Genomic DNA, 24,952 nt, shown 5'->3' with positions numbered 1-24,952 from the left:
ACCATCTCCTCAAACCTCTCCGGGCCGGGCGCGCCGTGCGGACGCCTGTCGGCCACGTAGGGAGATGTCTTGCGAGGCGGCAATGTCATTGCGACGGGACCTTCATCGCGTGGTAGAGTGCGGTTGGGTAATCGCCCGCGATTCGCGAGGCTGGAAAGCACAGCTCAACCGTGCGCCGATCGCGCTCGGGCCAGAACACAACCTTCGGCTCACCTACCTGCTCACGAATTTCTGCGCTGAGTGCGATGTTCTCGCTTGATCCCATGATCAGGAGGTCGATCGGCCCTTTCGCCTTGTCTTGGTCTATGAACGCGAAGGCTGGCGCTCCGCCCAGGGTCTCGATCCAACCTTGCGTTTGAACAACCAGCGACTTTGCCTCAAAGCAACCGACACCAAGGACCCGCAAACGTTGTTCGTTCATCCGACTGACACGAAGCTGCGACAGGTTCTCCGCAGAAACCAGGGGCAGTCGAGCATCCTCGATGAAATGTGCGATGCTCCTTGCCGCAAAATCAGCTGCTTCCGCAGGTTCCAGTCCGCGTTCGCCCCACGCATGCGCAAAGGCGGCCGCAAGAACGTCTCCGACGCCAATCCGGAAGTAACTCTCAGCGTTGTAGCTGGGAATGGAAATGGGGGGGCCGCCGAAGAACACCTGGATACCTCCCAACCGATCCCGGCACAGCAGAACCTGTGGAGACGGCTTTGAGTCAAAAATGTTGTCGGCTGCCTGCGTAAGTTTCTCCGGAGTTGGCATTGCCCCGCGTCCGAAGCCGCCGAAACCGAGGAGTTCCTCGCTTGACACGATCATCGCCAACCTCTCAGCCGTCGATCCATTTTTGTGGTATGGCTCGTAAGAATTCTGAGGGTCGTAGACGACAGTTCGGCCTTCTACCTTTGCGCTGCCCTCCATAAACCCGAAGCGCAACACGACGTCGCCTTGCAGTTCCAAAGCTGCTTCCTGCTGATCGACGTCCAGCGCGTCAGGGATGAACGACTTCTGCAACGTATCGAGATACTCGAAAATCAGCTCGTGCTCGGTCGGTACTAGGTTCCCGACGATGCCAAAACTGGAGAGCGTTGCCTTGGCGTCATCTCTCCAGATCGAGGGCACATAGGTGTGGAGCACGGTATCGTCCGATAGCCCGCTAGCCGCAATGGCCGCGCGCATCCCTGATCCGAACAATCGTTCCCACTTGGGATACTGGCAGCGTTCAAGATAGGTCGAGCCGGCGATGATCATTATGCCCTCTCCACCGCTACAGAACACCGAGAGGCAGAAACGAACTGTATGGTCGCGATGTAGCGCGCCCCACCCTCAACGCAGCCGATCAGCTGTGCCAGACCTTGAAACGCAGCGAGCGTCCCCACGATCTCGCCGGCATTCGTTGCGCAAACGAGGCTGCGCCATTGGCCATTCATCGAAATCTGAACGATGAGCTCGTCGCCCTTCTCCAGTCCTGGTACCTCGTCTGGTCTGAAACCTACGAGATCCAGTTCAAAACTCAGATCGCAGCCGTCTTCGAGCACCACGGGCTTGCGATTGGTCGCGGCCTGGCGGGCGCCGCTCGGTGCATAGCCCCCCATCAGGCCGCTCCTCTCTTGGATCGAGGGTAAGTCGTCTCCACGCACTCACGATGTTTGAGGCAGCCATTGCACTGACCGCAGGCATACTCGTGGACATGACAGGAAAAGGTAAGGCCGATCAGCTCGTATGGGAAACCTGAGGTGCGCAGAAGCGTCTTCGTCGACATTCGCCGCGCCGGCGCGCTGACGCGCACCTGCCCCTCCTGAAGCGCGAGGGTGCGATCGAGCGCCTTCAGGAACGGCGCCTTTCCATCAGCATGATGGTCCGTCGACACGGAACCGAGAAGGATCTCGGTCAGACCTTCGGGCATGAATTTCATCGCCGCAAGCGTCACCAGCATCTGGTTGCGGTATGGCCAGAACTCCGCCGCTGAGGCACCAGGCGCCTCACCCTTCCCAGCCATCGCACCCGATCCAAGCGGAGTGAGATCGGCGCAGATCGTGCGATGCTCAAGACCGATCCGGCTGCACAGCGCGGCTGATGCGCCAATCTCCCCATTGGCGGCGCGCTGACCATAGTTGATCGTGACACACAGTTCCGGCCGCAGCCACCAGGCCAGCGCCGAAGAGTCCAGCCCACCGGAGAACAGCAGCGCCCTCATCTCATGGAACTCCAAATCGCCTGGTAGATCGCGGTCGTGAAATCGCCAGTGATCAGACAGCCGGTGCCTTCCAGCATTGTGAGACTTTCGGGACGCGGTGATTCAGCCAGCGCAACCACCGGAATTCCGAGATTTCGAGCGTACCCGACCTCGAAAAGAGTGCCCGCGTCTTCCCCGTCAATGACCGCGAGAACGGCGTTGCAAGTGCGGAGGCCCTTCAAATCCTGGCCGGCGATGTATTCAGCGCCACCGTGCGAGCCCACCTCATGGATGGGCGAGAACGTTTGTCCGCCCAACATCTCCAGGCAGCCTCGCATCTCATCGACAAGCCACCGCTGCGCCAGCGTGAAAAAAGGCGCAGCAATATACACGTGACCGGCCGTTCCCTCGGCAGGGCATCGCGTCAGCTCTTCGACGCCTTCGAGCAAAACCTGTGGTTCACGCGTTGAGACGTACCGGGCAACGGCGCGAGAGGCGAAATCCGCCGCCTGTGCTGCCGGCCAATCCCGCTCGCCCCATAGATGAGCGAACACCGCGCTGAAAATATCGCCAGACCCCAACTTGAAAACGGTTTCGGATCGGTAGGCGGGCAACTGCACATTTCCGCCGGGCTGAATGACGACAACTCCGAACGGGCCGCGTTTGACCACAATCACGTCGGCCTTGAAGCGATCACGCACGGTCTCATACGACCAGATGTCGCGTCCGTCTTCGCCCGCGCCGTATTCGAGCTCCGCCTCGTTGAGAACGATCGCGAGTTCCTTTGCAGTGGAACCGTTGGCGTGAAAGAGCAACGCCGCCGAAGGATGCTGCGGGTCGTAAATCGCCCGCCTGGCACCGATGACGGCGTCACCCTCGACCATCCCAAAGCGCAGCACGACATCGCCAGTCGCGGAAAGCGATGGAAGCTGCTTGCCAGGAGCGCCGATGAGCTCCGAAACCGATAACGGGTGGAAATAGTGGAAGGCAATATCGGAGGTAATCTCACGCAGATCCGTCGTCACGCCAAGCCCGTGCATCGTTTGGCGGACATCTTCGGCCCAACCGGTATAGGTGTAAGCCGTCAGGTGAGAGTCAGGTGAAAGCGCGGACAAAGCTACGGCGGCTCGCCCTGCTGAGCCGAAAATGCGCGACCAGTAGGGACGAACGCACTCCTCGCGGTAGACGCCACCGACAATGATCATGGTGTGCGACCACCAACGACATGACAGTGGCCCGAGCCGATTTCTGTGACCTCCACGCTATAGCGCACGCCGGCTCCTAGGCATTCGAGGAATGTTGCGTACTTCTCGAAAGCGTTGAACGATCCAACGATCACGCCATCAGACCTGATGGCTACAGCGACAGGGTGTCGATCCCGGAACTCTATATCTACCCGAAGAATGTCACCCTTCTTCAGTGCAACGAGCGCAGGAAGCCGAATGCCCTGCAGGTCAGTGTCGATGCGAATGTCGCATCGATCCGCTCCTTCTACTCCCCCCAAGCCAAGGCCGAGCTTGCTCTTGCTTGCTGTCGGCGCGCTCGAATGATCGGCGTTCCTGTTACCACCTGTCGGTATTCGCTTCCCAGCCATCGAATCAAGCCTCCCATTTCGAAGATTAGGAGGTTGCTCGATCGAAGGTAAGCGGGTCAGCCGAACAGTATGCGCATATCCCGCCACATAATTGCGTCTAGAAGGGAGGCCCTGACCTGGATCGCCCGAGCGAACTCAAGGAATTTCTTTTCAAGCGCCTCATAATCTTTTGGAAGGCGATATTTTGTGGGAAACAATCCCATCAACTCACCGGCCCGAAGGACATGAATATCAAGAATAGCGACCTCGTCGCTACCCAACCAGTTCCGCACAATCCAAGAAGCTGTCTTGGGGCCAATCCCGGGTAGTTCCAAGAGCTGCCGACGAAGGACAATCGGATCATCGGTTTCCGGCGGCTTCTCTCGGATCGCATTCAGCGCGACGTGCAGACGGTCGGCCCGCTGCCGCGGATAGCGGTATTTGTGCCGCCTACCCTCCACCAGCAGCGGCATGCTGAGCAAATCCTCGATTTCCTGCCGGGAAGGGACCGGGTTCGCGGAGAATACGCCCGCCTCGTAGAGATGCTCCCAAGCGGCGCGGTTCAGCTCCATTTTCACGCCGTATCCGCCGAGCAAGCAGAAAGCCAAGTCTTCAGCCAGTGGCGTGCCTTTCGGGCTGATGTAGTCCTCAGGGTCATCGGCCTCGAACTCGGCCATCTTTGACCAGTACGCGGGACTTCCTGCCCAACCACTAAGCCCAAAGCGGACGCCCGGAAGAACTTCGTCCTCCGGGCCAAAACGACGAGAGGTTTCCGAACTAGCGATCATGTTCGCAAATCTATATGTATTCCATATGCAAAGCAAGATTCCGGATATTGCCCGCAGGATTGATCTCAAGCGACGCGAGACCTCCATGACACAGATGGACCTAGCGGCTTGCCTTAATGTCGACCAAGGCCACTTATCGAAAGTTCTTGCTGGAAAAGAGCCTGTCTCGACGAAAATGCGACTTCGCATGGCCAGTCTGTTGAACTCTTGGCCGGCGCCGAGATCGGCTGACCCGGCACTCGAAGCTGAACTCATCTCAGAGCTACGCAGATCGCCGATTTTCCGAGAGTTTATTCGCGCAGCGCTCAAAATGCATAAATCGTAATGTCACAATATGCATTCGTAGCACCGATACTGGATTCGAGCGCAGAATTTCGCGGGCAACACGGTCTGCGAAGCCCCCGATTTCGAGTCGAGCTATCCAAGTTGAGCATGGCCAACATAGAGAGCGGTCAGACACAAACCGCTCTTGTCTGGGATGAGGTTTTTGGAGCGTTGTGAGGGAGGCTTCAGCAAACATGATCGCGAACGTAGCTAACCCGCGTTGGATTCGGTCGCATCACCGGCAATTTTGTCAGCGAATCGTCGTCGCACCCGCTACAACCGCCGTCAGGCTAAGCAACGACGCTCGGAAATCGGAGAGGTAGACTTGAAGCTTACACGTCTCAAAATTCGCAATTTCCGAAACTTCAAAAACCTGGACGTCCAGCTCGACGGAAGTGCCGTCATTGTCGGCGAGAACCGGGTCGGAAAAAGCAATCTGCTGTACGCACTCAGGCTGATTTTTGACCCGACGCTTCCAGACAGCGCAAGGCAACTCACGCTGGCGGATTTTTGGGACGGAGTGGCGACGCCAAGCGCAACCGACACGATCTCGGTCTCGGTTGAAATACAAGATTTCGAAAGCGATCTCGACGTTCTGCGCGTCCTGACAGATTTCCGCTTGGACGCCGATCCGTCCATTGTCCGCCTCTCCTACGAGTTTCGCCCGCTCGCCAACCTCCCCGGCGCTCCTGCATCCGACGATGATTACGAGTTCATCTGCTTCGGTGGAGAGAGTGAAACCAAGAGATTCGGTCACGACGTTCGGCGACGGATAGTGATGGACTTGCTTCCTGCACTCAGAGACGCAGAGGCCGACCTGTCAAACTGGCGACGCTCTCCGCTAAGGCCTCTGGTCGAATCGGCGTTCGGCAGTGTTGACCGCGACGACCTAGAAGCCATCAAGGACGCGATCGAGACGGCTACCGCGCAGCTGACCGACTTCGATGCCGTAGATGAACTACAAGACGATCTTCGGACACTCTTCCTGCAGCTCAGTGGTACCAAGCAAGATGTGAAACCGAGCCTTGGATTTGGAGCAACCGACATTGCCCGCGTGTATCGTAACGTCAGGCTGCTGATCGACGACGGCAAGCGGACGATCTCAGACGCCAGCCTCGGTTCATCGAACATCGTTTTCCTCGCGCTAAAGGCACTGGAGCTCAAGCGCCAGATCGACGAGAACAAGAGAGATCACACGCTCTTCGCCATCGAGGAGCCCGAGGCGCATCTCCATCCACACCTGCAGCGATCCGTCTATCGGCACCTGTTCACTGGCCTTGCTGGGCGAGATGATGTGGGCTCCATATCGATATTTCTGACAACGCATTCTCCGCATATCGCGAGCATCGCGCCCCTGAATTCCATCGTTTTGCTGAAGGATGCATTTAACGAGGGAACCGTAGCCACATCCGCCGCGCAGATGACCCTTACGACCACCGAGCGCGACGATCTTGCGCGATACCTGGACGTAACGCGCGCGGAAATCCTATTTGCACGCGGTATCGTTCTGGTCGAAGGAGATGCCGAGAAGTTTCTCGTTCCCGAGTTCGCAAAACAGTTGAATATCGACCTCGACAAGCTGGGGATTTCGATCTGCTCGGTCGCGGGAACGAATTTTAGGCCCTACGTGAAGTTCTTGACCTCCCTCGGGATTCCGATTGCCGTAATCACCGACTGGGATCCTGCACCAGGAAAAACACCGCTAGGCATCGCCCGCGCAACAAAGCTGTGTCTTCTGATCGAAGGACTTAAAGATGGAGGCAATGTTGCGGGCCTCAGAGATGAGATCAAGCGGGTCAACGATGATGAGGATGAAGACGACCTCGCGGAGAAATTCGAGGAGTTCGGCATCTTCACCAATGCGCACACGCTGGAAGTGGACCTCTTCAAGGGGGAGTTCGCAGACGAAATCCTGGACGTACTCGACACCGTCCAGTTCGGACCCACTCGAAAACAGAAGATATCTGATTGGCGCGCCGACAACAGCGACCTCGACGTCGACGAGTATCTCAAGATGATCGAGATGCCAGGAAAAGGCCGCTTTGCCCAGCGCCTCGCTTCCAAGATAGCCGGCATTGAACCGCCCGCATACATCCGCAAAGCGCTGGAGTTCGTGGCGGCCCGTGTCTAGCCCAAAGATCTATCTCCGAGCCGCCGAGGACCTTCGTGAGAATGAAGGTCAGTGGGACGCCTATGATTCAACCGGGCACTGTGTTGTTCTCGCCGGCCCGGGAAGCGGCAAGACCAAGATACTGACCCTTAAGCTAGCGAGAATGCTCGCCGAGGATGTAGAAGAGCCCCGCGGAATAGCGTGCATCACCTACAACAACGAGTGTGCGCGAGAGCTTGAGGACCGCCTCAGCGCCTTGGGGGTCGAACCCAGCAAACGCGTCTTCATCGGCACGGTTCACTCCTTCTCGCTGACGCAGATCATTCTCCCTTACGCAAAAGTCGCGCGGATGGGCTTGCCAGACGACTTTCAAGTTGCGACGCGGGCAGAGCGGGCACTTGCATTAGACAGAGCTTATCGGCGCATAGGCGGGGGACCGCAGAACCCGCAAAATTTGGATTTCCCGATGGGGACATACCGCCGTTCGATCCTGAACCGGGAAACGGCCCAGTGGCGAGAATCAGACCCAAGGATGGCGGCGCTCGTGGAAGCGTTTGAAGCTGAATTGCGATCGCTCGAACGCATCGACTTCGACGACATGCCCCTGTTGGCAGTTCGCGCACTACGGCAGCATGATTGGCTGCAGAGAGCGGTACTCGCCAAATATCCCATACTTGCTGTAGACGAGTATCAGGATCTGGGTCGAGCTCTACACCGTATGGTAATGGGCTTTTGCTTCAGCACTGGAATGCGCCTATTCGCGGTCGGAGATGTCGATCAGTCGATTTACGGATTTAACGGTGCGAATCCCGAACTGCTCCAGCAGATAGCCGATCGCACAGACGTTGAGACGGTGCAACTTCGCTTGAACTACCGCAGTGGGTCGCGGATCATCACAGCCTCCACTTATGCCTTGGGAGAAGACAGAGGTTACCAGGCAGCCGAAGGCTCGCCAGAGGGAGCAGTCTATTTCCACCCTCGGCCCGGAGGGAGCTATGATCAGCAGGCAAGCTATGTCTTCGATACGCTTCTACCGGCCATTCAAGAGAGATTACCGGGCATCGGGATTGGCGACGTTGCCCTCGTGTATCCCGCGGCATGGATCGGGGATGCTTTGGCAACGGCTGCCGCGGCACGTTCCGTCGCGATACTGCGAACCGACGGGAACTCCATATACCCGCGCAACAGCCGCTTGATGAGATGGATCGAGCTATGCGCAGAATGGTGTTGTGCCGGGTGGCGAACCGGCGTGCCACGTTTCATCAGAGTCGCGAACGAAGGATCGAGGTTCTTTTCCGAGGAGCTGCCTGACGAAATTGCGCAGCTGGAATTCCAGAGACAGCTCGTTCAGTTTCTTTGGGATCGCCGCGATGCGACAGTGCACCTGCGCGACTGGCTCGAAAGCCTGTATACGGAGCTCCTGTCCGGCCTGCTCACCGGCGCTCGGTCTCTCCAGGACGAACGCGAGACGTTCCTGACGTTTTTGGACCGATGCACGGATGGAGACTGCAGCCACATGGTCCTGTCGGAGTTCGCCGGACAGAGTGACGGAGATCACCTCAAGCTGACTACGCTACACAGCTCGAAGGGGCGCGAATTTTCAGCCGTGGTTATGTTCGGAATGGATGAAGGCAGAATACCCCGCACGGGTGACTCGGGTCGAAGACTTGTCGAGGCACGGCGGCTCTTCTACGTCGGGTTCACCAGGGCAAAGCGGGAGGTGCATATCGTGTATTCCGCGCACAATCCCTCGCAATTTGTCAGCGAGGTGGAGGAGCGACTTATAGGCTAGCTGCGTGGTTTGTGGATCATAGTAAGTCTGCCGTTTGGTTTTTTCCCATCTGTCGAGGTTTCAAGGAGTCTGCTTTCGCCAGCGACCAACCGATAGTGTTGAAAAAGTCCGGGTTGCAGCAGTCCTGAAGCACTTCTCTATTCGGCATGTTGAGGTCAAGCGCTTTCGAGCTTGCGGCTTCTCCGGCGTTTGACGTCTTTCGCGGGGCCTCGCTTCTCTACGGGATCGGCTTTAGCCCTCCCAGCATGGGATCAGGAGAATGAAGCGGCACAATCTGATTCGCGGCCTGATCGGCTGCAGTGAGCGACCGGTCCGAGTGCTTCAACGAACTCGCCTCATCCATCGTCCCGCGAAGGACGTGCTTCCGCCGGTGGCGGAACTTGTCTCTCTCCTTACGGCCTTCCCGGTCAGATAGCGGCTGGCGAGGCCTCCCGCGTCCAGCGGAATTCGGTGCCGTCCACCCACATGCGGTGCATGATGACCGCCAGCCGGCGGGCTAGTGCGACGATCGCTTTTCGCAGACCGCACCGCTTGGCGACATTCATCGCCCACGCCTTCAGCCATGACCACTTCTTGACGCGCGTTAGCATCACTTGGGCGGCTTCGTAGAGCAAGGTGCGCATCATCCCGTCGCCGCACAGCGAGACGCGACCGACGCGGTGACTTTCACCTGATTGGTTGAGCACCGGCGTCAGTCCCAGAATGAACCCCACCGTTTTGGAGTTTCTGAATCGCTGTGGAATGTCGATCGTCGCGGTATAAGCTAGCGCCACCACAGGACCGACGCCGGAGATCGTCATCAAGCGCCGACAGACCTCATCGTCCCGCACGATTCTCAGAAGTCTGCGATGTAGAACTGTAAACTGTTCTCGCAGCTTGCAGCGCGCCTCCAGCAGCGGCGTGACAATTTCGGCCAGTTCACAGCGTCCTTCGACGAGCTCGCGAATCCGATCCTCAAACTTGACGGTCCCGACGACGCCAACCTAGAGCCCAAAATTGCGCAACAGGCCGCGCAGGTCGTTCTCGATGGCGAGGGCCTTTTCCTGCAGCAGCTTGCGCGCCGTCAGCAGCGCGCGGCGCTTCTGGCTCGTCAGCGTCTTGACATGCACCGGGCGGAACAGGTTGACGCGCATCATCTGTGCGATGCCGCGCGCATCATTGCGATCCGTCTTGTTCGGCCGCGCCTTGAGGAATGCCTTGGTGTGTCGGGTCTCGATGCAGATTGCCGGCAAACCGGGTGGCCAGGCCTTCGAACAGCCATTGCGACAACGGTCCGGCCTCGAGCCCGATCCGCTCGATGCGCAAGGCGGGATCTTTCAGAACCGCGGTGAGGTCGTCGGGGTGGCTGACCACCTTGACCTCGCGGCAGATCTTGCCAGTTTCATCGACAATGCAAACGGCGGTCTCTTTTACCGAGATATCTAATCCGGCATAATGCTTCATGCTGCGTTTCCTTTCCTGATGCTTGTGGCTGTAGCTGCAGACCACGTTCTATCATCAGCTCGGAGCGCAGCACCTCCGTCCATCACCGTCGAAGATGGGGCTCAAGCCGAATATCCCATCTGATTCAATCTTCGTCGTAAGAGGAGATTGAGTCGATGATGGGCGAGCAAAGTGTGATGCAGGAGGAGCTGTTCTACGGCTTCAGCCTGGAGCGGCATGTGCCGGCGGATCACCTGCTCAGAGCGATCGACCACTTCGTCGACCTGTCCGCCATCCGCCAGCATCTGGCGCCCTTCTACAGCTCGATCGGCCGTCCCTCGATCGACCCTGAGCTGCTGATCCGCATGCTGATCGTCGGCTATTGCTTCGGCATCCGCTCGGAGCGCCGGCTGTGCGAGGAGGTACATCTGAACCTGGCCTATCGGTGGTTCTGCCGGCTTGGTCTCGAGGGTGATGTGCCTGACCACTCAACCTTCTCCAAGACCCGCCACGGCCGCTTCCGCGATGCCGACCTGCTGCGCGAACTGTTCGAAACCGTCGTCCGGCGCTGCATAGCTGAAGGGCTCGTCGGCGGCGAAGGCTTTGCGGTCGATGCCAGCATGATCGTCGCCGACGCCCATCGTCAGCGCGGGATCGAAACGGCCGTAGCGCGCTTACTCCGTTACATTTCAGCTAGCAGAGTGTTTCGCATGGGATCCCATCCTTGTCGCGATCGAGTTTTCCGCCCCATGAGCAGTTTTGCAGGTACCAGCTGGCTTCGTCGCAGGAACCGATCTGCTTGCACGTTCTCCGCGGCTCGCAAGAATAGCCGCTCTGCGCGACCAGCTTACGGCTGATGACGCCCAGTGGGCGGCTCGACGGCGCCGCGCCGTCGGCGTGCGCAGCGCGCCATTCCCAGGGTGCCTGAAACGTCCCGGCCCACAGGCCGATCTTTGAGGCTTGGGCTTTCGCCTGCTGCCCCGCATAGGCGCCCTGGCTGTAGTGAGGCCAATCCAGCGCCTGGCCGTGCTCGACCATCCAGGCGGCCACGCCCGCGCCGTCAGCGCGCCGACAATCGCCGACAAAGCGGTGGTAGCGGTCCCACGTCACGAATGTGCATTCGAGCGGCCTCGACGCGGCCAGGAAAGTGTCCAGCGCTTCGGCCGATCGCCGGCCGCAAGGATACTCGGCGCCATTCGCATCGCGGCACAGCTGCCGGCTCTCTGGCGCGTCGATGCCGTTGAAACGGACGCGCTGGCCGTGGATTTCGATCGTGTCGCCGTCAATGACGGAAGCGACACCGGTAAGCGAGGCGGGCGCCGCCCTTCGTGGGCTGGCCTTTGATGCATCGTCGCTACGTTGCGCGCCCGACGGCGCCAGGAAGGCGGCCAGTGCCGCCGCTGCCGTAAGACCGAGCATTGCCGGCACGCTCGCAAGTTGGCGCCGCCACAGCTTGGCACCGGTGGGTCTCTGCCACCGACTGAATCGATATTTGCGGTATGGCCTGCTCATCGGCTACGCCGACCAGCCCGGCCATGCGCTGTCAACCATGGGCAGGCCGGCGCAATAGTAGTCGTCAACGAACCGCCCGGTGGACCGGTCGCGGCAGCGCCAGATAACGCTGTAGTTCTGGCCATAGAATTGGTCCCAGGCGACGCCATAGGTTTGTGGGGGCGGTGGCCGGTAATATGTTCCGCCTCCATAGCCGTTGTTGGCAGCGACACCCACAGCTGCGCCGCCGACAACCGCGACCGCTATGCCTGCCGCGACAGCATTGTCGGTTTGCACAAGCCTGGTGCACTTCTCCGCTGTTGCGCGCCTGCGCACTAGAAGGGCCGATACCCGACTAGGATACTGTTCCTCCGTGCTGCTGGCGAGAACGTGACATAGCGCAACGGTATTCATTGCCGTGAGATCGCTGTCCGACACGACAGTGCTCGTAGAGCAGCCGCTGACGCACAGGGCTGCACTTGCGATGAGTGCTCCAATTTTCATGTGAATTCCCCCAAACAAATATTGGGGCGAGTCCGACCTAGAAGTCCAGAGTTTTGTTTTTCACATTGCTACGATTCACAGCATGCTGCGGCTAGCTGGCATCCACTGCAACCAACCCTTCCGTCGGTCGTTGACTGATGCTGGGTTGATCTCAGCCACTCCAGAACTTGCCCGCTGGCTCAAAACCGGCGGGCTTTTTTCCGCGACGGCGGAAGGCTCGCCGCATGTTGTGGTACATCGGCACGCCGTCATCGGGCCGTGCCGTTGACCAAGGTGGTCTTTCCGCCATGGTCGGCCGGCGCAGCCTTGACCGTCCGCGCGGGCCACCCCAATCAAGCCCGCTGGCTTCGGTCGGCGGCTTTTTATTTGATCCCCGGCGCCGTCGGCTTGGATCTAGATACTCGCCAGTGCCGGATTTGAAGGTAAGCTGGGGCGGTATGATCGCATCGCGCGGGACGGACCATTGGTGTGCAGCAAGAGCGCCGAGTTCATTCGGCCAAGATTCTGCACTAGGCCGAGGTAGGTGAAGGCAGATAGCTATCCGGTAATCGCTGAGATATTGGAGAGAATGTTCCGCCATGGAGGTGTGTACCAGTATTATAAGTTTCCAAAGTTCATGTACGAACGCCATGGACGAGCTGCTGTGTGCGCTTGCCGTAAATCGCTTCCGCGAGTTCACAGTCAGAGGTTGGCTAGGACCCTAACGCGAGAGCTTCAACGGCCCCCTTCGCGATGAACTCCTCAACGAGACGCGGTTCACGTCCCTGGCCCAGGCCCGCGCGAGGCTCAATGTATGGCGCGCCGATTACAACGGCGCGCGTCCGCACTCGCACATCGGATGGCAGACACCCAACGAATTTGCATCGACCTTCAACCCGCGACGGTCGCTCGCGCTGCGCAACATGAAACGCTCCGCGCCAGCACCCGTCGCGTCCACCGCCCATCAGGGCAAATCCACCCCCGGAAACGAACTCACGACTGGATAAAATTTCGGGGAAACGTCAGGGCGGCCATAACTTTGCAGTCTTCAGACGCGAGGCGGCGTACAACAGCGCTGCCCACCATGCTTGTGGCCCGCGACCCACACACGGCTTTTCCCTTCAGATCGTACATTATGCTTCCTTCATTATTACCGATGTCTGCATGACCTTGAGGTCTTCCCGCACCATTTCCGCGGCGAGCTCGCGCACGGATGTCTCATGCACCCAGCCGAGCTTCTCCTTCGCCTTGGTGGCATCGCCCAGGAGAAGATCGACTTCCGTGGGGCGGAAGTAGCGTGGGTCTACCTGGACTAGGCATCTGCCGGTCTCGACATCATAGCCCTTTTCGTCGACTCCCTCACCACGCCATTCGAGCTCGACGCCGACATCTTCGAAAACCCATTCGACGAATTGGCGGACAGGGGTCGTCTTGCCCGTCGCCAGCACGTAATCATCCGGTTGATCCTGCTGCATCATCATCCACATACCACGCACGTACTCACGCGCATGGCCCCAATCGCGTTGAGCATCGAGATTGCCGAGATAAAGCTTGTCCTGCTTGCCGAGGTAGATAGCAGCGGCGGCGCGGGTGATCTTGCGCGTCACAAAAGTTTCGCCGCGCAGTGGGCTTTCATGATTGAAGAGAATGCCGTTGGAAGCATGGATACCATAGGCCTCGCGATAGTTGACCACGATCCAGTAGGCGTAGAGCTTGGCGGCGGCGTAAGGGCTGCGCGGATAAAAGGGCGTTGTTTCGTTCTGCGGTACGGATTGCACGAGGCCGTAGAGCTCTGAAGTCGAGGCCTGATAGAAACGGGTCTTGTCCTTCAGACCGAGGAGGCGGATCGCCTCAAGAAGTCGCAATGTTCCGATACCGTCGGCGTTTGCTGTGTATTCCGGCGTTTCGAACGACACCTGGACATGGCTCTGAGCGGCCAAGTTGTAAATCTCGTCTGGCTGGGATTCCTGAACTACTCGGATGAGATTAGTCGCATCAGTGAGGTCACCGTAATGCAAAATTAGGCGCGGATCGGGATCGTGCGGGTCTTGGTAGATGTCTTCGATGCGACCCGTGTTGAAGGACGAGGAACGTCGCTTAATCCCATGAACGACGTAGCCTTTTTCCAGCAGAAGACGCGTGAGATAGGCACCATCCTGTCCCGTTATGCCCGTAACTAGAGCAACTTTCCTGTTCTCGCCCATTTTCTTCCTGCTCTATGGTAGTTGAAGTTTCGAATCTGGCTCGCCACACCGGCGGCCCGCCTCATACCCTATGGTAGGATTTCGACAGATGCGGCGCGGAGCTCGTCATTGACAGTGTCAGCCAGCGAGCACACCTGCTCCTGCTTCGAGGCATAGCAAAACAGAGTCTCGCCGCTAACCTGCCTAAGTCGCACATGCGGCCTGAGTGCCGAACTCAGCTCACGGGGTGAGCGACATAGATTTCAATCACGTCGCACCCGATTTGCTCATCAATCAGCGAGTTAGGACGCCCTTCTGGGATTCTACATCCGTTCTCAAGCACGCACAGTCGGTTGCATAGCCGCTCCGCTTCTTCCACGAAGTGGGTGGCCAGTAGAATCGTATTGCCCTGCGCCAACAGGGCACGTAGCAGTTCCCAGATAAAATGGCGAGCATGTGGGTCCAACCCACACTAGAACTCCACCATCCCTCTTTTGCGCTGACCAAGTAATCTTTGCCTGCTTCAGCGTCTTCTAATGGAAATTGTTTTGATCAGTGAAATCGATTGTTTGGATGAGGTGCATCCATAAAATGGATTGTTTGACAGGGCAGCGCGGCACCATCGGCGGCACAAGTCGTGGGCGCGAGGGTTCGCTCCGCGCGAAGACAAAGTTCGTGGCAGTCGGGGGCTTCGGGCGAACCGCACATCTGAGACGGCGGCGAAAAGCCGGGTAGGGCATTACGTATTGACCTCCAAGGAATTTCGGGCGCGCTAGCCCGAAAGGCAGTCAACAAAGTCCCTTTTTCAAGTCCAATTCTTAACTGCCTCAACGTAACATGTCATTTGCGGGCGTTTCCTGAAGGACGGATGTGCAGGACCCGCCGGCCGTCGAATGTCAGGCGCAGGCCATCCACGTCATTTATGGCCATCATGGCGTCCGGTCCCATCGAAAGATGCGACACGGCGCCCTCTGACGCTTTCAAGTGCGCCAACATGGCGCAACTCCTGCCGGATAGCTTTCGAGCCGGCTGGACTGAGCGACTGGCACGCGATGCTGTGCGACGATGGCCGAGAGAGGAATTTTGGCGTCTGCAGCCATGTGGAGGATCGTTCCGACGGTTCTGCGGGTTCTCGGTGTCAGAGCCGACACCTGTGCGAACCCGCTCTCGTCCGTTTTCGACAGGCCCTTGAGGTTCATGACCCTGTTATTCGCCGAGATCACCCGCCAGTTCAAGCGATCCAGGTGAAGATCGGCACGCCTGTCGATGCGGCGATCATCGCCTCGGCCAGCGAAGATGATGAAGAGGGCCATTGGGTCAAGTACAAGCGCCGACCAGCGTTTCATTGCTTCAAAGCCCATTTCGGTGCCTACGCCGATACGGCCCTTGTCGAGGAGATCGCCGTCTCGGCGCCCACCGAGGACGGCAACGCGGTTCCTGATGCTCTGCCCGAACAATCCCGGTGAAGTGTTTGCCGACAGCGCCTACCGAGGCAATCATCTCGGCGACGCGGTGCGCGCCAAGGGTGGAAGGCCGCGCATCGTCGCAACCGCTATGTGGGGGCGCGACGAGGCCGAAAGCTCGACGCCTGGAACCAACCGATCCACAGAATTTGTACTCGGATCGAGAAGATCTTCGGCACCTGTAGCCGGATGCGATGGCGAGGGCTGGCAAAGGCGGCCGTTCAAATTCGCCGCGCTGCGAAACCGGCTGTTTCGCTTAGCAAAGCGCGGCCCCACGTCAGCAGAGGCTCATGGTCAAGGAACCGCCTTAGTATCCATCACATGGATGGGCCACATTCACGCAATCAATTTTACACATGTCGCCGGGCGCATTAGAGAACGCTGAATTTAAACCGGAAGCGAGTGTACCCGGCGTCAAGATTTGCGAGCGTCACAGAGATAAGGATAGGCAGTGCTGAGGGAGCTCTTCTGCCCCACGCGCAGCCTCTACCAAATCGCCCGGCGTAACGGTCGACTAGTATCGACTAAGAGATCCCAAGCCGGATGCAACCTCGTCTCTGAAACGAGATTTCCGAAAATGCAGGTCAGTGGATTGGTAAAGCGCCGGTTCGTCGTCTCTCAGAGGCGTACAGGGTTCGGTGATTGTCTGTGGTCGCTGGCGGCCGCTTGGCGCTACGCTCAGCGGTCGGGACGAACGCTAGCTATCGACTGGCGGGGGTCCTGCTATCTCGACCAACCCTTCACAAATGCTTTTCCGGTGTTCTTCCAACCGATCAATGACATCGCTGGCGTACCGGCTATTTGCGACGACCGGATCAACGACTTTTCCTTCCCGGGTCCATTCTTCCCGGAGTGGTGGAATAGGCCAGCGATCGACTGCCTTTACCGCCCAGATGAGCAGATTTTCCAAGAGCGCGACGAGTTGGGCGAGCTCTTTCAGGCCGAACACGATGTCGCAGCGAACACAGTAGTGTGTGACGCTTGTTTGATGTGGCGCTGCGATGAGGATGCAGAGCGGCAGGTGTTCCAGAGTGTCAAGCCTCGGTCTGAAATTCAAACACGCATAGATGCCATTTACCAAGAATGTTTTGAGGGGCACAGCATCATCGGGGTTCATGTTCGACATGGTAACGGTGAAGACATCATGGACCATGCGCCCTACTGGGCCGATCCGGAGTTCGCCGTTCGACAAGTGTGCACTGCGGTTAATAAGGCTAAAGCGTTACCGCACCCCAAGCCTGTGCGGCTGTTCTTGTGCACGGACAGCGCGCAAATCCTGGATCATCTGTCGGCCAAGTTTCCCGATCTTCTCACCGTCCCCAAGCATTTCCGATCCGATCAAGACGGCCCCTTACACACTGCAGCACTTGGGATGGACGGCGCAATTTCCGCCCTCGTTGAGATGTATCTTCTCGGGCGCTGCGATACTGTAATTCGGTTTCCTCCGACGAGCGCCTTTACACGATATGCACGCCTTTTCGTACCACGCGTAATTGAGTTCGATCTGAAGGAGCCAAGTCGTTTGATTTTGATAGAAGACAGCAAAAGAATCTCTGGTCTAGTTAAGACCCGTCACCTGCACAATTCGGCGGATGCAACCAACAGGCATAGTTGAATGTCCATTTCTCATCGAGGCCATGGAAGCGTCGTACGATACCGATAGCGTCGTCATGTGAGGCCGTTCGGCAACGCGCCAGAACTTCGCTGTTACTCGGAGGCCGCAGACCAAGCCAGAGCGACGGCGATCGTGACGCTAACGCTCGAAAGGGCGCGGGCAATCACTCCAGAGACGAAATCGAGGTTGTTATATGAAAGTGGTTCCCGTCATCATCAGCGGCGGAGCCGGATCGCGGCTATGGCCCGCCTCAAGGCAATCGCACCCTAAACCTTTCCTCAAAGTGGCAGACGGGCATTCACTGATGCAGCACACTGTGTTGCGCGTCGGTTCGATAAAGGGCGTAGTGGAACTCGTCGCCGTGACATCTGGGGAACATCTCTTCCTTACCAAGGACGAGTTCGACGAACTAGATTCCGTGGTCCTGCCACGCACCTTTCTGCTCGAGCCAGAAGGCCGGGATACGGCCGCAGCCGTTGCGGCAGCCGCCATCCATGCCAAGGCAACGCAAGGCCCTGACGCGATTCTATGCGTCTTCCCAGCCGATCACATGGTTGGCAACCTGCCTGCATTTTTAGACGTCATGTGCCGGGCCATCGAACATGCGAAGCTCGGGCGGATCGTCACATTGGGCATCACCCCAACCAGACCGGACACGGCATTCGGCTATATCGAAGCGGATGGTGAGAAAGTCGTCCGTTTCGTTGAAAAACCGGATCTGGACACAGCCAAAGCCTATGTTGCGTCCAAGCGCTTCTTCTGGAATGCCGGCATTTTCTGCTTTAGCGCACAAACCATGCTCGACGAGATGGCATCGCATTGCCCCGCGGTGATCCAGGCCGTCTCCGATAGCTACGAGAACGGCCGCTTCAGTCAAGGCGAAGGCTTTGCCAAAATCGAACTCGCGCCTGAGCATTTCGGCTCCGCGCCGCGAATCTCGCTCGACCACGCTGTCATGGAGAAGACGAACAAACTTGCCGTGGTTGCCTGCGACATGGATTGGAACGACATCGGATCCTGGAACGCAATGGCCGATTTGATCGCCGCCGACGAAAGCGGGAACAGGATACGCGGTGATGTGCATATGGTCGACACGACCGGCAGCTATGTGAGCTCCGACAAGCGCGTCATCGGCACGGTCGGTGTCAGCGATCTGGTGATCGTCGATTCCCCGGACGCTTTGCTTGTCGCATCCCGCGACCGCGTTCAGGACGTCAAGAAGCTGTTCGAGGGCCTCAAGGCTTCAGGACATGAAGCTCACCTGGTCCACAGCACGGTACACCGGCCGTGGGGTACCTACACGGTTCTTGAGGAAGGCGAGCGCTTCAAGATCAAACGCATCGAGGTGAAGCCCGGTCGGCGGCTGAGCCTGCAGATGCACTATCATCGTTCGGAGCACTGGGTCGTGGTCAGCGGCTCCGCGAAAATCGTCAATGGCGAGCAGGAGTCGTTCCTGGCGACAAACGAATCAGCCTACATCCCCTGCGGCCATAAGCATCGGCTGGAGAACCCAGGCAGAATTGACCTAGTGATCATTGAAGTGCAGAGCGGCGATTATCTCGGCGAGGATGATATCGTTCGCTTCGACGACGTATATGGTCGAACGTAGATTTCACCCGCATGAGGAGAACGGTCAACGTGTCGCTGACTAATTACCACTAGGAAGGCCGTCTGCCCACTCAGGACCGGATGCTTGTGGAATCGGGAATTGACCAAGGCAGCGGCGAAGGACCGCAATCGGCATCAGGGGTGGGACAAATCAACCGGAAAAGACCGGAGAGCATAGTAACGCAACACAGTCCCACTGTCGAATAGCCTTTGATATTTCTGACTTTCCAAGCACCCTTAGGGCCCACCAAAATTGTATCAATGGCTTATGGCCGACTTTGCTCTGAAGTGGGCCAAATCGACCTCGCTATCCCCGCAGCACTCAGTTTGATTGTTTTCGCATGAAAACGAGCAAGGACAGGGAAGGGCGATCTTGTGCTGGCTTCTATGTCCAATCTTGCTCCTGTTCGTCGTCAGGTTGTGTGCAGCCACATAGCGCGGCTATCGCGAGGCTGGAAGGCCTCCGATCGATAGGTGCGGCGAACGGCGGCAACGAGGTGCGAATAGGATGGCTGAGCGTATGATCGAGAATACCGCAGCTGCGGTCTAGCGCGAAATGCAGCGTCTGTGACTCATCGGTCATTGCAGCGCGATGAACTGGAAATCATGACCCTAAGCCGCCCTTCATCAGCCCACCAGCGCCCAGAAGAAGGCGAAGATCCGTCACAATGCCTACCTGTACCAAGGCTTCAAGCAGTTCACCGCAAATGTGAAGACCGCCAGCCATTGCTTCTTCATTTTCGGCCATTCGCTCGCTACGAATGACGACCACATCCTTAACCGCATAGCGCGTGGCAAGTTTCGCAAGCTCGGTGTTGGCATCTATGGTGAACCAGCATCCGCGCATAACCAGCGGATCATGAACCACGCGAACGAGCTAGCGGTGCAGCGCAACGAAAAATCGCCGCTTGATGTCGTCTTTTATGATGCTGCTACAGTTCATGTCTGGGGTTTAGGCTTAGAAGCGGAATGACTGCCAACCAGGTCATTGAGCCGGAAACTGACCGGCCGGTCGGCCCAAAAATGACATTCAGTTGCCTCCAGCCTTTCGACACGAGCCACTTCACGATCTCGCGATTGCCAGCTAGCGGCTTGTTGCTCGAGCTGCGCGATCCTAGTCTGTGGTCGCTATGCCTCAGCAAGAAGAGTCCGGTTCCTAGCCGGGCGGAGGCGCAACGAGATAGCCAGCTCAGGACAAGGAGAGCAAGCCATGGTCGCTTTTACCCTCAATGGCGAGGCGCGAACACTCGACGTCGATCCAGAGATGCCGCTGCTCTGGGCGATCCGTGACGGCATCGGACTCACAGGAACGAAATTCGGTTGCGGCCTTGCCCAGTGCGGCGCTTGCACGGTTCACGTTAACGGCATGCCGACGCGCTCGTGCCAGACCGCAGTCGGCGACATCGAAGGAGCCTCGATCACCACCATTGAGGGCGTGTCGGGCAAGATCGGCGAAACGGTCCAGGCCGTGTGGGCCGAGTTCGACGTACCTCAATGCGGCTATTGCCAGTCTGGCCAGATCATGTCGGCCGTGGCCCTCCTGACAGAGACGCCGAAGCCGACGGACGATGATATTGATTCGGCGATGAGCGGCAATCTCTGCCGCTGCGCCACCTATCATCGCATCCGCGCGGCCATCCACGAGACCGCCAACCGGCTGGAGACCTGAGGCATGTTGCAGTTTCTCCCGAAGCATAATGCCGTGGGGCCCACGCGCCGCCAGTTCCTCCTCGGCACGGCCGTCACCACCGCGGGCCTCGCCGTGGGCTACCGGCTAATGATGGCCGCGCCCGCCAACGCACAAACGACGCCTGCAGCGGTCCAGGCGAACCCCTTCCAGACCTATGTCGAGATCACACCGGAGAACCGAATCGTCATCCACTCGTCGCAGTTCGAGATGGGACAAGGCTCCTATTTCGGCATCGCCACCCTGGTTATGGAAGAGCTCGACGGCGCCTGGGCGCAGGTCCACGTGGTCGGCGGATATGGCAATACCGCGCTCTACGGCAATCTCGCCTGGGGCGGGGCCGCGCAGGGAACCGGTGGCTCCACGTCGATGAGCTCGTCGTGGGAGCGCTACCGCAAGGCGGGTGCTGCCGCACGGGCCATGCTGGTGGCGGCCGCGGCGCAGCGGTGGGACGTGCCAGCCGGCGAGATCACAGTCGCTTCCGGGGTCGTGTCGCACGCCTCAGGGATGCAGGCGCGCTTCGGTGACCTGGCTGAAGCCGCAGCGGGAATGCCGGTTCCCGACGACGTGCCGCTAAAGCCGCGCGACAAGTGGGCCCAGATCGGATCGGACAGCCTTAAGCGCTACGATTCCGCCGGCAAGACCAATGGCGCGCAGACCTACACGATCGACCTCAAGATGGATGGACTCAATACGGCCGTTATGATCCATCCGCCGAAGTTCGGCGCTGAGATCGAGAGCTTCGACGCCTCCAAAGCCAAGGCACTCGACGGCATTGTCGATGTCGTCCAGACGCCGCGCGGCATTGCCGTGGTCGGCAGGGACATGTGGACGGCGCTCAAGGGCCGCGATCTCGTGGAGGTGACCTGGAACGAAGAGAAGGCCGAAAGGCGCGGCACGGCCGAGATCATGGCCGAATACACTAAGGCAGCAGACGATCCGGGCGCGGCCACCGCGCGCGACGACGGTAACACTCCCGCAGCGTTGGCCAGTGCTGAGAAAGTCATCCAAGGGCACTACGAATTCCCCTATCTTGTCCATGCTTCGATCGAGCCACTCAACGCGGCCGCCCGAATCAACGAAGACGGCACCATCGACGTCTGGGGCGGACACCAGATGCCCGACCTTTATCAGGCGGCTGCCGCTCAAGTAGGCGGCACCACGCCGGACAAGGTGAGGCTGCACGTGATGAAGACCGGCGGCAGCTTCGGCCGCCGAGCGGTCTCGGACGCAGATCTCATTATCGAAGCTGTTTCCACAGCGCGTGCACTGGGACCCGGCAAGCCAGTGAAGGTGCAGTGGACCCGCGAGAACGACATGCGGGGTGGGCGGTACCGGCCGGTCTATGTGCACGCAGTCAAGGCGGGGCTCGACAAGGAAGGCAATGTCGTCGCTCTCCATGACCACATCGTGGGCCAATCGATCGCGGGCGGTTCGCCCTTTGCGGCGATGATCGAGAACGGCATCGATCCGACCTCCGTGGAGGGCGCCACCAACCTGCCCTATGCGATCCCGAACCTGAAGGTCGAGCTGACCACGACGGACGTGAACATCCCAGTGCTGTGGTGGCGTTCGGTAGGCTCCACCCACACCGCTTACGCAATGGAAACCCTGATCGATGAGCTCGCCGCCGCTGCGAACCGTGATCCGGTCGATTTCCGCTTGTCGATGCTCGGTCACCATCCACGGCATGCCGGCGTGCTGAAATTGGCTGCTGAGAAGGCAGGCTGGGACAAGCCTCTGCCGGAAGGCCGTTTCCGCGGCGTGGCCCTGCATGAAAGCCTCTCGACCTATGTCGCCGAGGTGGTGGAGATCACCTTCAACGATGGAAATGATTTCAAAGTCGACCGCGTCGTCTGCGCGGTAGATTGCGGCACCGCGATAAATCCTGACCAGATCCGCGCTCAGATGGAGGGCGGTATCGGCTTCGGGCTAGGCGCGATCCTCCAGGAGGAGCTGACCCTGACGGGCGGTGTCATAGACCAAGAGAACTACGACACCTATACGCCGCTCAGGATCGAGCAGATGCCGCGCGTCGAGGTGCACATTGTGCCGTCCGACGAGCCGCCCACGGGCGTTGGCGAGCCCGGTGTGCCGCCGATCGGCCCGGCCGTCGCCAACGCGCTACGGGCGGCGACGGGCAAGACGATCCGCAAGCTGCCGATCATAAAGAACTTATCAGCATAGCCGGGAATGACACCATGAAAACGGCCGCGATGAAGATCGCGGTCGTAGGTCATTTTTGAACGCCTCCTGACAGGCGATCACCTCCATTCGATCTATTTCCGGCGGCTGCCCGGTCCAATATCCGGTTTAGAGACGGTAACCCGTGTTCTGAACGACCGCAGACGGTCGTTGGTGCTGGTAGCACTGAAGAAACGCTTTCGAGACGCAAATGCCGCACGCAAATGTCTCGAAAGGGTCACGCTAGAGACTTTTGTACCACCTAGTTGCATGTCTGCTATCGCTTTCTGGGCGAGAAGCGGCCGGTCCTCTGACGGCCCCATAACAGGACATTGATGTCTTCGCGCTGAGCGTCAGCAGTTGGCTCTACCGCGACCTTTCTCAGGAAGGCTGCACACCGACGCGATCTTCCTTTCACCTTGCGCAAACCTCCCTTCCGAGTGAGGCGTTCAGTGCGTCGGTTTGGTGGACTGAGGCACTTCTGAGTGGGACAACAACATCGAAAAACATTGGAAAAGATTTGAATGCTTTGAAGTCCCACTGATCTCTTACCAATTGATTTTTATGGCTTTCTGAATACCCTCCGGGCCCACCATTGGCTCACCTGCTGCCATTGCCCGCCAGTGCGCACGAAAGCTCGGCCGCGAGCTCCGGCAGCAACGGCAATTCGACGACCACCGGCTGGCTGCGCACCTTGCTTTTGTCTGTCTTGCACGGCTTGATCCGGATCCACTTCTCCACGGGTCGGACTGCCCAGTGCGGCAAAAGGGCGGCTGCGGCGTGAAAATAGGACAGGAGAAGAGGCCGATCTGGTCCGCGTTCTGCGCAGAGGGTGAGCGTGTGCCATAGACCAAGCGAGTGACGTTCGTTCAACCCACCGGCTGGACCGAGCGGGCCGTCGCCTGAGTAGCACTCACCGTGTCCGTCGTAACCGAGGACTTTTGTCGGATAGCGCACTGGCTTCATGCGGTCTTGACGTCGAAAATCGGCCTTCACATATTTCCCGCAGGTCGCTGCCGATTGCTGGGGCGACCATCCTCAACCACCTGAAATCGTTCAAAGATTGGAGGTTTCGATGAGCGAGAGAGCATTTGAGAGTCCCGTGTTCGTGAGAGCCGCGGAAGGTCTCATTCAAGAGATCGCCTGTCTTGAGGATGCTTTCGATTTTCTCGACGAATGGCCGAAGCATCGGCGAGGCGTGATCTACGAAACGGCAAAGCGTGCGTGTCACCGCGCCTTCGATGGCTTCGCTGACTAGATGGGGTAACGGACCGCCAAGCAGGCCGCGAGCGGAGCGCGCCATTCAAGCGCCGTCGCAAAGTGAGCCGCCCGCTTAGCGGCCCATTACCCCGCCTAGGTAAGACGTGGCGCCGCGAGCGCCGACGGAGTAATCTTGCCCCATCAGTTCTCGGGAGTAAGAGCCATGAACGCAGTTCCTCGATGGCGGCTCGCAGGCGACTGGTTCGACATCTGCAGCTGCGACATCCCTTGCCCTTGCGAATTTGCACAGCCGCCGACCGGCAATCACTGCCAGGGCGTGCTCGCCTGGCACGTGCGTGAGGGCCAATACGGCGACGTGAAGCTCGACGGCCTGACGCTGGTGGCGCTCGGAGAGTTCGAAGGCAATCTCTGGGCCGGCGAGGCAAAGGCCGTCATGGGCATGTACCTTGATGAGAAGGCCAACGAGAAGCAGCGCGAGGCGCTGCAGACCATCTTCGGCGGGCAGGCCGGCGGCTGGCCGGCGGGCTTTGCCGCCAACATTGGCGAAATGCGCGGCATGGAGTTTGTGCCGATCGCCTTCGAGGTGGCGGGCGACCTCGCCACCTGGCGGGTCGAGATCCCTGGCCGCGTCGTCGGGCGTGCGGAAGCGCTTTCGGGGCCGACTACCCCACCCGGCAAGCGCGTGCAGACGATCAACCCACCGGGCTCCGAGGTCGGTCCCGGCCAGGTTGCCACCTGGGGCCGTTCCGTCGAGGTCAGCACCAAGGGCTTCGGCCTCGACTGGACCGGCACTGCCCGCTGGAGCAAGCACATACCGTTCGAGTGGACCGGCCCGAGCTGAGG

The 24,952-nt window shown here is 59.0% G+C and carries 20 protein-coding genes and 5 pseudogenes; 12 read left to right on the top strand and 13 right to left on the bottom strand.

The features are described from left to right. Positions 1-85: 85 nt before the first annotated feature. The 6 genes from NKH80_RS04200 to NKH80_RS04175 are packed head-to-tail and all read right to left on the bottom strand — an operon-like array spanning position 86 to position 4,415. A complete protein-coding gene (locus NKH80_RS04200; RefSeq protein ID WP_352706181.1) occupies positions 86-1,240 on the bottom strand; it encodes a hypothetical protein in 1,155 nt (384 codons plus the stop codon). Beyond that, entirely contained in the window at positions 1,240-1,584 is a 345-nt protein-coding gene (locus NKH80_RS04195) for a hypothetical protein (RefSeq protein WP_352706179.1), read from the bottom strand. Before NKH80_RS04195 ends, NKH80_RS04200 begins: the two co-directional genes overlap by 1 nt. Then, positions 1,584-2,186 carry a 7-cyano-7-deazaguanine synthase gene (locus tag NKH80_RS04190; protein WP_352706177.1) on the bottom strand — a complete coding sequence of 201 codons (603 nt, stop codon included), beginning with the start codon at positions 2,184-2,186 and terminating at the stop codon, positions 1,584-1,586. The genes NKH80_RS04195 and NKH80_RS04190 overlap by 1 nt, the downstream gene beginning before the upstream one ends. Further along, positions 2,183-3,370, bottom strand: coding sequence for a nucleoside 2-deoxyribosyltransferase (locus NKH80_RS04185; protein WP_352706175.1), 1,188 nt, complete (start codon positions 3,368-3,370; stop codon positions 2,183-2,185). The genes NKH80_RS04190 and NKH80_RS04185 overlap by 4 nt, the downstream gene beginning before the upstream one ends. Further along, positions 3,367-3,759 carry a hypothetical protein gene (locus tag NKH80_RS04180; RefSeq protein WP_352706173.1) on the bottom strand — a complete coding sequence of 131 codons (393 nt, stop codon included), beginning with the start codon at positions 3,757-3,759 and terminating at the stop codon, positions 3,367-3,369. The genes NKH80_RS04185 and NKH80_RS04180 overlap by 4 nt, the downstream gene beginning before the upstream one ends. 56 nt (positions 3,760-3,815) lie before the next feature. After that, positions 3,816-4,415, bottom strand: a complete 600-nt coding sequence (locus NKH80_RS04175) for an 8-oxoguanine DNA glycosylase (RefSeq protein WP_352706171.1) — start codon at positions 4,413-4,415, stop codon at positions 3,816-3,818. A gap of 760 nt (positions 4,416-5,175) precedes the next feature. Between NKH80_RS04175 and NKH80_RS04170 the strand changes: the two genes are divergently transcribed. Both NKH80_RS04170 and NKH80_RS04165 read left to right on the top strand, forming a co-directional pair. Beyond that, the gene (locus tag NKH80_RS04170; RefSeq protein ID WP_352706168.1) at positions 5,176-6,981 is read left to right on the top strand and encodes an ATP-dependent nuclease; all 1,806 of its coding nucleotides are present in this window, start codon (positions 5,176-5,178) and stop codon (positions 6,979-6,981) included. Next, on the top strand, positions 6,974-8,752 hold the full coding sequence (locus NKH80_RS04165; protein WP_352706166.1) for an ATP-dependent helicase: 1,779 nt from the start codon (positions 6,974-6,976) through the stop codon (positions 8,750-8,752). Before NKH80_RS04170 ends, NKH80_RS04165 begins: the two co-directional genes overlap by 8 nt. A 407-nt stretch (positions 8,753-9,159) precedes the next feature. Here NKH80_RS04165 and NKH80_RS04160 read toward each other — a convergent pair. Beyond that, positions 9,160-10,195 (bottom strand): annotated as a pseudogene (locus tag NKH80_RS04160) (IS110 family RNA-guided transposase). Between the two features lie 155 nt (positions 10,196-10,350). Between NKH80_RS04160 and NKH80_RS04155 the strand changes: the two are divergent. Further along, positions 10,351-10,830: pseudogene (locus NKH80_RS04155) on the top strand (transposase); the annotation flags it as partial. A 37-nt stretch (positions 10,831-10,867) separates the two neighbouring features. Here NKH80_RS04155 and NKH80_RS04150 read toward each other — a convergent pair. Then, positions 10,868-11,593, bottom strand: coding sequence for a thermonuclease family protein (locus NKH80_RS04150; protein ID WP_352706263.1), 726 nt, complete (start codon positions 11,591-11,593; stop codon positions 10,868-10,870). Positions 11,594-11,689: 96 nt separating this feature from the next. Next, positions 11,690-11,962 (bottom strand): hypothetical protein, encoded by a 273-nt coding sequence (locus NKH80_RS04145; RefSeq protein WP_352706163.1) that lies wholly within the window; start codon positions 11,960-11,962, stop codon positions 11,690-11,692. Between the two features lie 914 nt (positions 11,963-12,876). Here NKH80_RS04145 and NKH80_RS04140 point away from each other — a divergent pair. After that, positions 12,877-13,155: pseudogene (locus tag NKH80_RS04140) on the top strand (integrase core domain-containing protein); the annotation flags it as partial. Positions 13,156-13,281: 126 nt separating this feature from the next. On the opposite strand, the gene gmd reads toward NKH80_RS04140, so the two are convergent. The 3 genes and pseudogenes from gmd to NKH80_RS04125 all read right to left on the bottom strand — a co-directional run bounded on the left by gmd (position 13,282) and on the right by NKH80_RS04125 (position 15,327). Then, positions 13,282-14,352 (bottom strand): GDP-mannose 4,6-dehydratase, encoded by a 1,071-nt coding sequence (gene gmd, locus NKH80_RS04135; protein WP_023718702.1) that lies wholly within the window; start codon positions 14,350-14,352, stop codon positions 13,282-13,284. Between the two features lie 131 nt (positions 14,353-14,483). After that, positions 14,484-14,800 (bottom strand): annotated as a pseudogene (locus NKH80_RS04130) (nodulation factor ABC transporter ATP-binding protein NodI); the annotation flags it as partial. A gap of 371 nt (positions 14,801-15,171) precedes the next feature. Then, entirely contained in the window at positions 15,172-15,327 is a 156-nt protein-coding gene (locus NKH80_RS04125) for a hypothetical protein (protein ID WP_352989796.1), read from the bottom strand. Positions 15,328-15,575: 248 nt separating this feature from the next. Between NKH80_RS04125 and NKH80_RS04120 the strand changes: the two genes are divergently transcribed. From NKH80_RS04120 to NKH80_RS04095, 6 genes and pseudogenes are all read left to right on the top strand, one after another. Continuing rightward, the gene (locus NKH80_RS04120) at positions 15,576-15,797 is read left to right on the top strand and encodes a hypothetical protein (protein WP_352989793.1); all 222 of its coding nucleotides are present in this window, start codon (positions 15,576-15,578) and stop codon (positions 15,795-15,797) included. 574 nt (positions 15,798-16,371) lie between these two features. After that, the gene (locus NKH80_RS04115; RefSeq protein WP_352706159.1) at positions 16,372-17,409 is read left to right on the top strand and encodes a nodulation protein NodZ; all 1,038 of its coding nucleotides are present in this window, start codon (positions 16,372-16,374) and stop codon (positions 17,407-17,409) included. 193 nt (positions 17,410-17,602) lie between these two features. Next, a complete protein-coding gene (locus NKH80_RS04110) occupies positions 17,603-19,018 on the top strand; it encodes a mannose-1-phosphate guanylyltransferase/mannose-6-phosphate isomerase (RefSeq protein WP_352989789.1) in 1,416 nt (471 codons plus the stop codon). A gap of 645 nt (positions 19,019-19,663) precedes the next feature. After that, positions 19,664-19,990 (top strand): annotated as a pseudogene (locus NKH80_RS04105) (DUF4917 family protein); the annotation flags it as partial. Between the two features lie 237 nt (positions 19,991-20,227). Then, positions 20,228-20,686, top strand: coding sequence for a (2Fe-2S)-binding protein (locus NKH80_RS04100; protein ID WP_352467057.1), 459 nt, complete (start codon positions 20,228-20,230; stop codon positions 20,684-20,686). A gap of 3 nt (positions 20,687-20,689) precedes the next feature. Continuing rightward, the gene (locus NKH80_RS04095; protein WP_352989787.1) at positions 20,690-22,891 is read left to right on the top strand and encodes a xanthine dehydrogenase family protein molybdopterin-binding subunit; all 2,202 of its coding nucleotides are present in this window, start codon (positions 20,690-20,692) and stop codon (positions 22,889-22,891) included. A gap of 597 nt (positions 22,892-23,488) precedes the next feature. Here the strand turns inward: NKH80_RS04095 and NKH80_RS04090 are convergent. Then, positions 23,489-23,629, bottom strand: a complete 141-nt coding sequence (locus NKH80_RS04090) for a hypothetical protein (RefSeq protein ID WP_352989785.1) — start codon at positions 23,627-23,629, stop codon at positions 23,489-23,491. A 334-nt stretch (positions 23,630-23,963) separates the two neighbouring features. Between NKH80_RS04090 and NKH80_RS04085 the strand changes: the two genes are divergently transcribed. After that, positions 23,964-24,146, top strand: a complete 183-nt coding sequence (locus tag NKH80_RS04085) for a DUF982 domain-containing protein (protein ID WP_352881831.1) — start codon at positions 23,964-23,966, stop codon at positions 24,144-24,146. 165 nt (positions 24,147-24,311) lie between these two features. Continuing rightward, entirely contained in the window at positions 24,312-24,950 is a 639-nt protein-coding gene (locus NKH80_RS04080; RefSeq protein ID WP_352989780.1) for a DUF1326 domain-containing protein, read from the top strand. Positions 24,951-24,952: the final 2 nt, after the last annotated feature.

The organism is Mesorhizobium sp. M0904, assembly GCF_040319475.1.
Lineage (GTDB): Bacteria > Pseudomonadota > Alphaproteobacteria > Rhizobiales > Rhizobiaceae > Mesorhizobium.
This window is presented reverse-complemented; position numbering and strand designations above follow the sequence as displayed.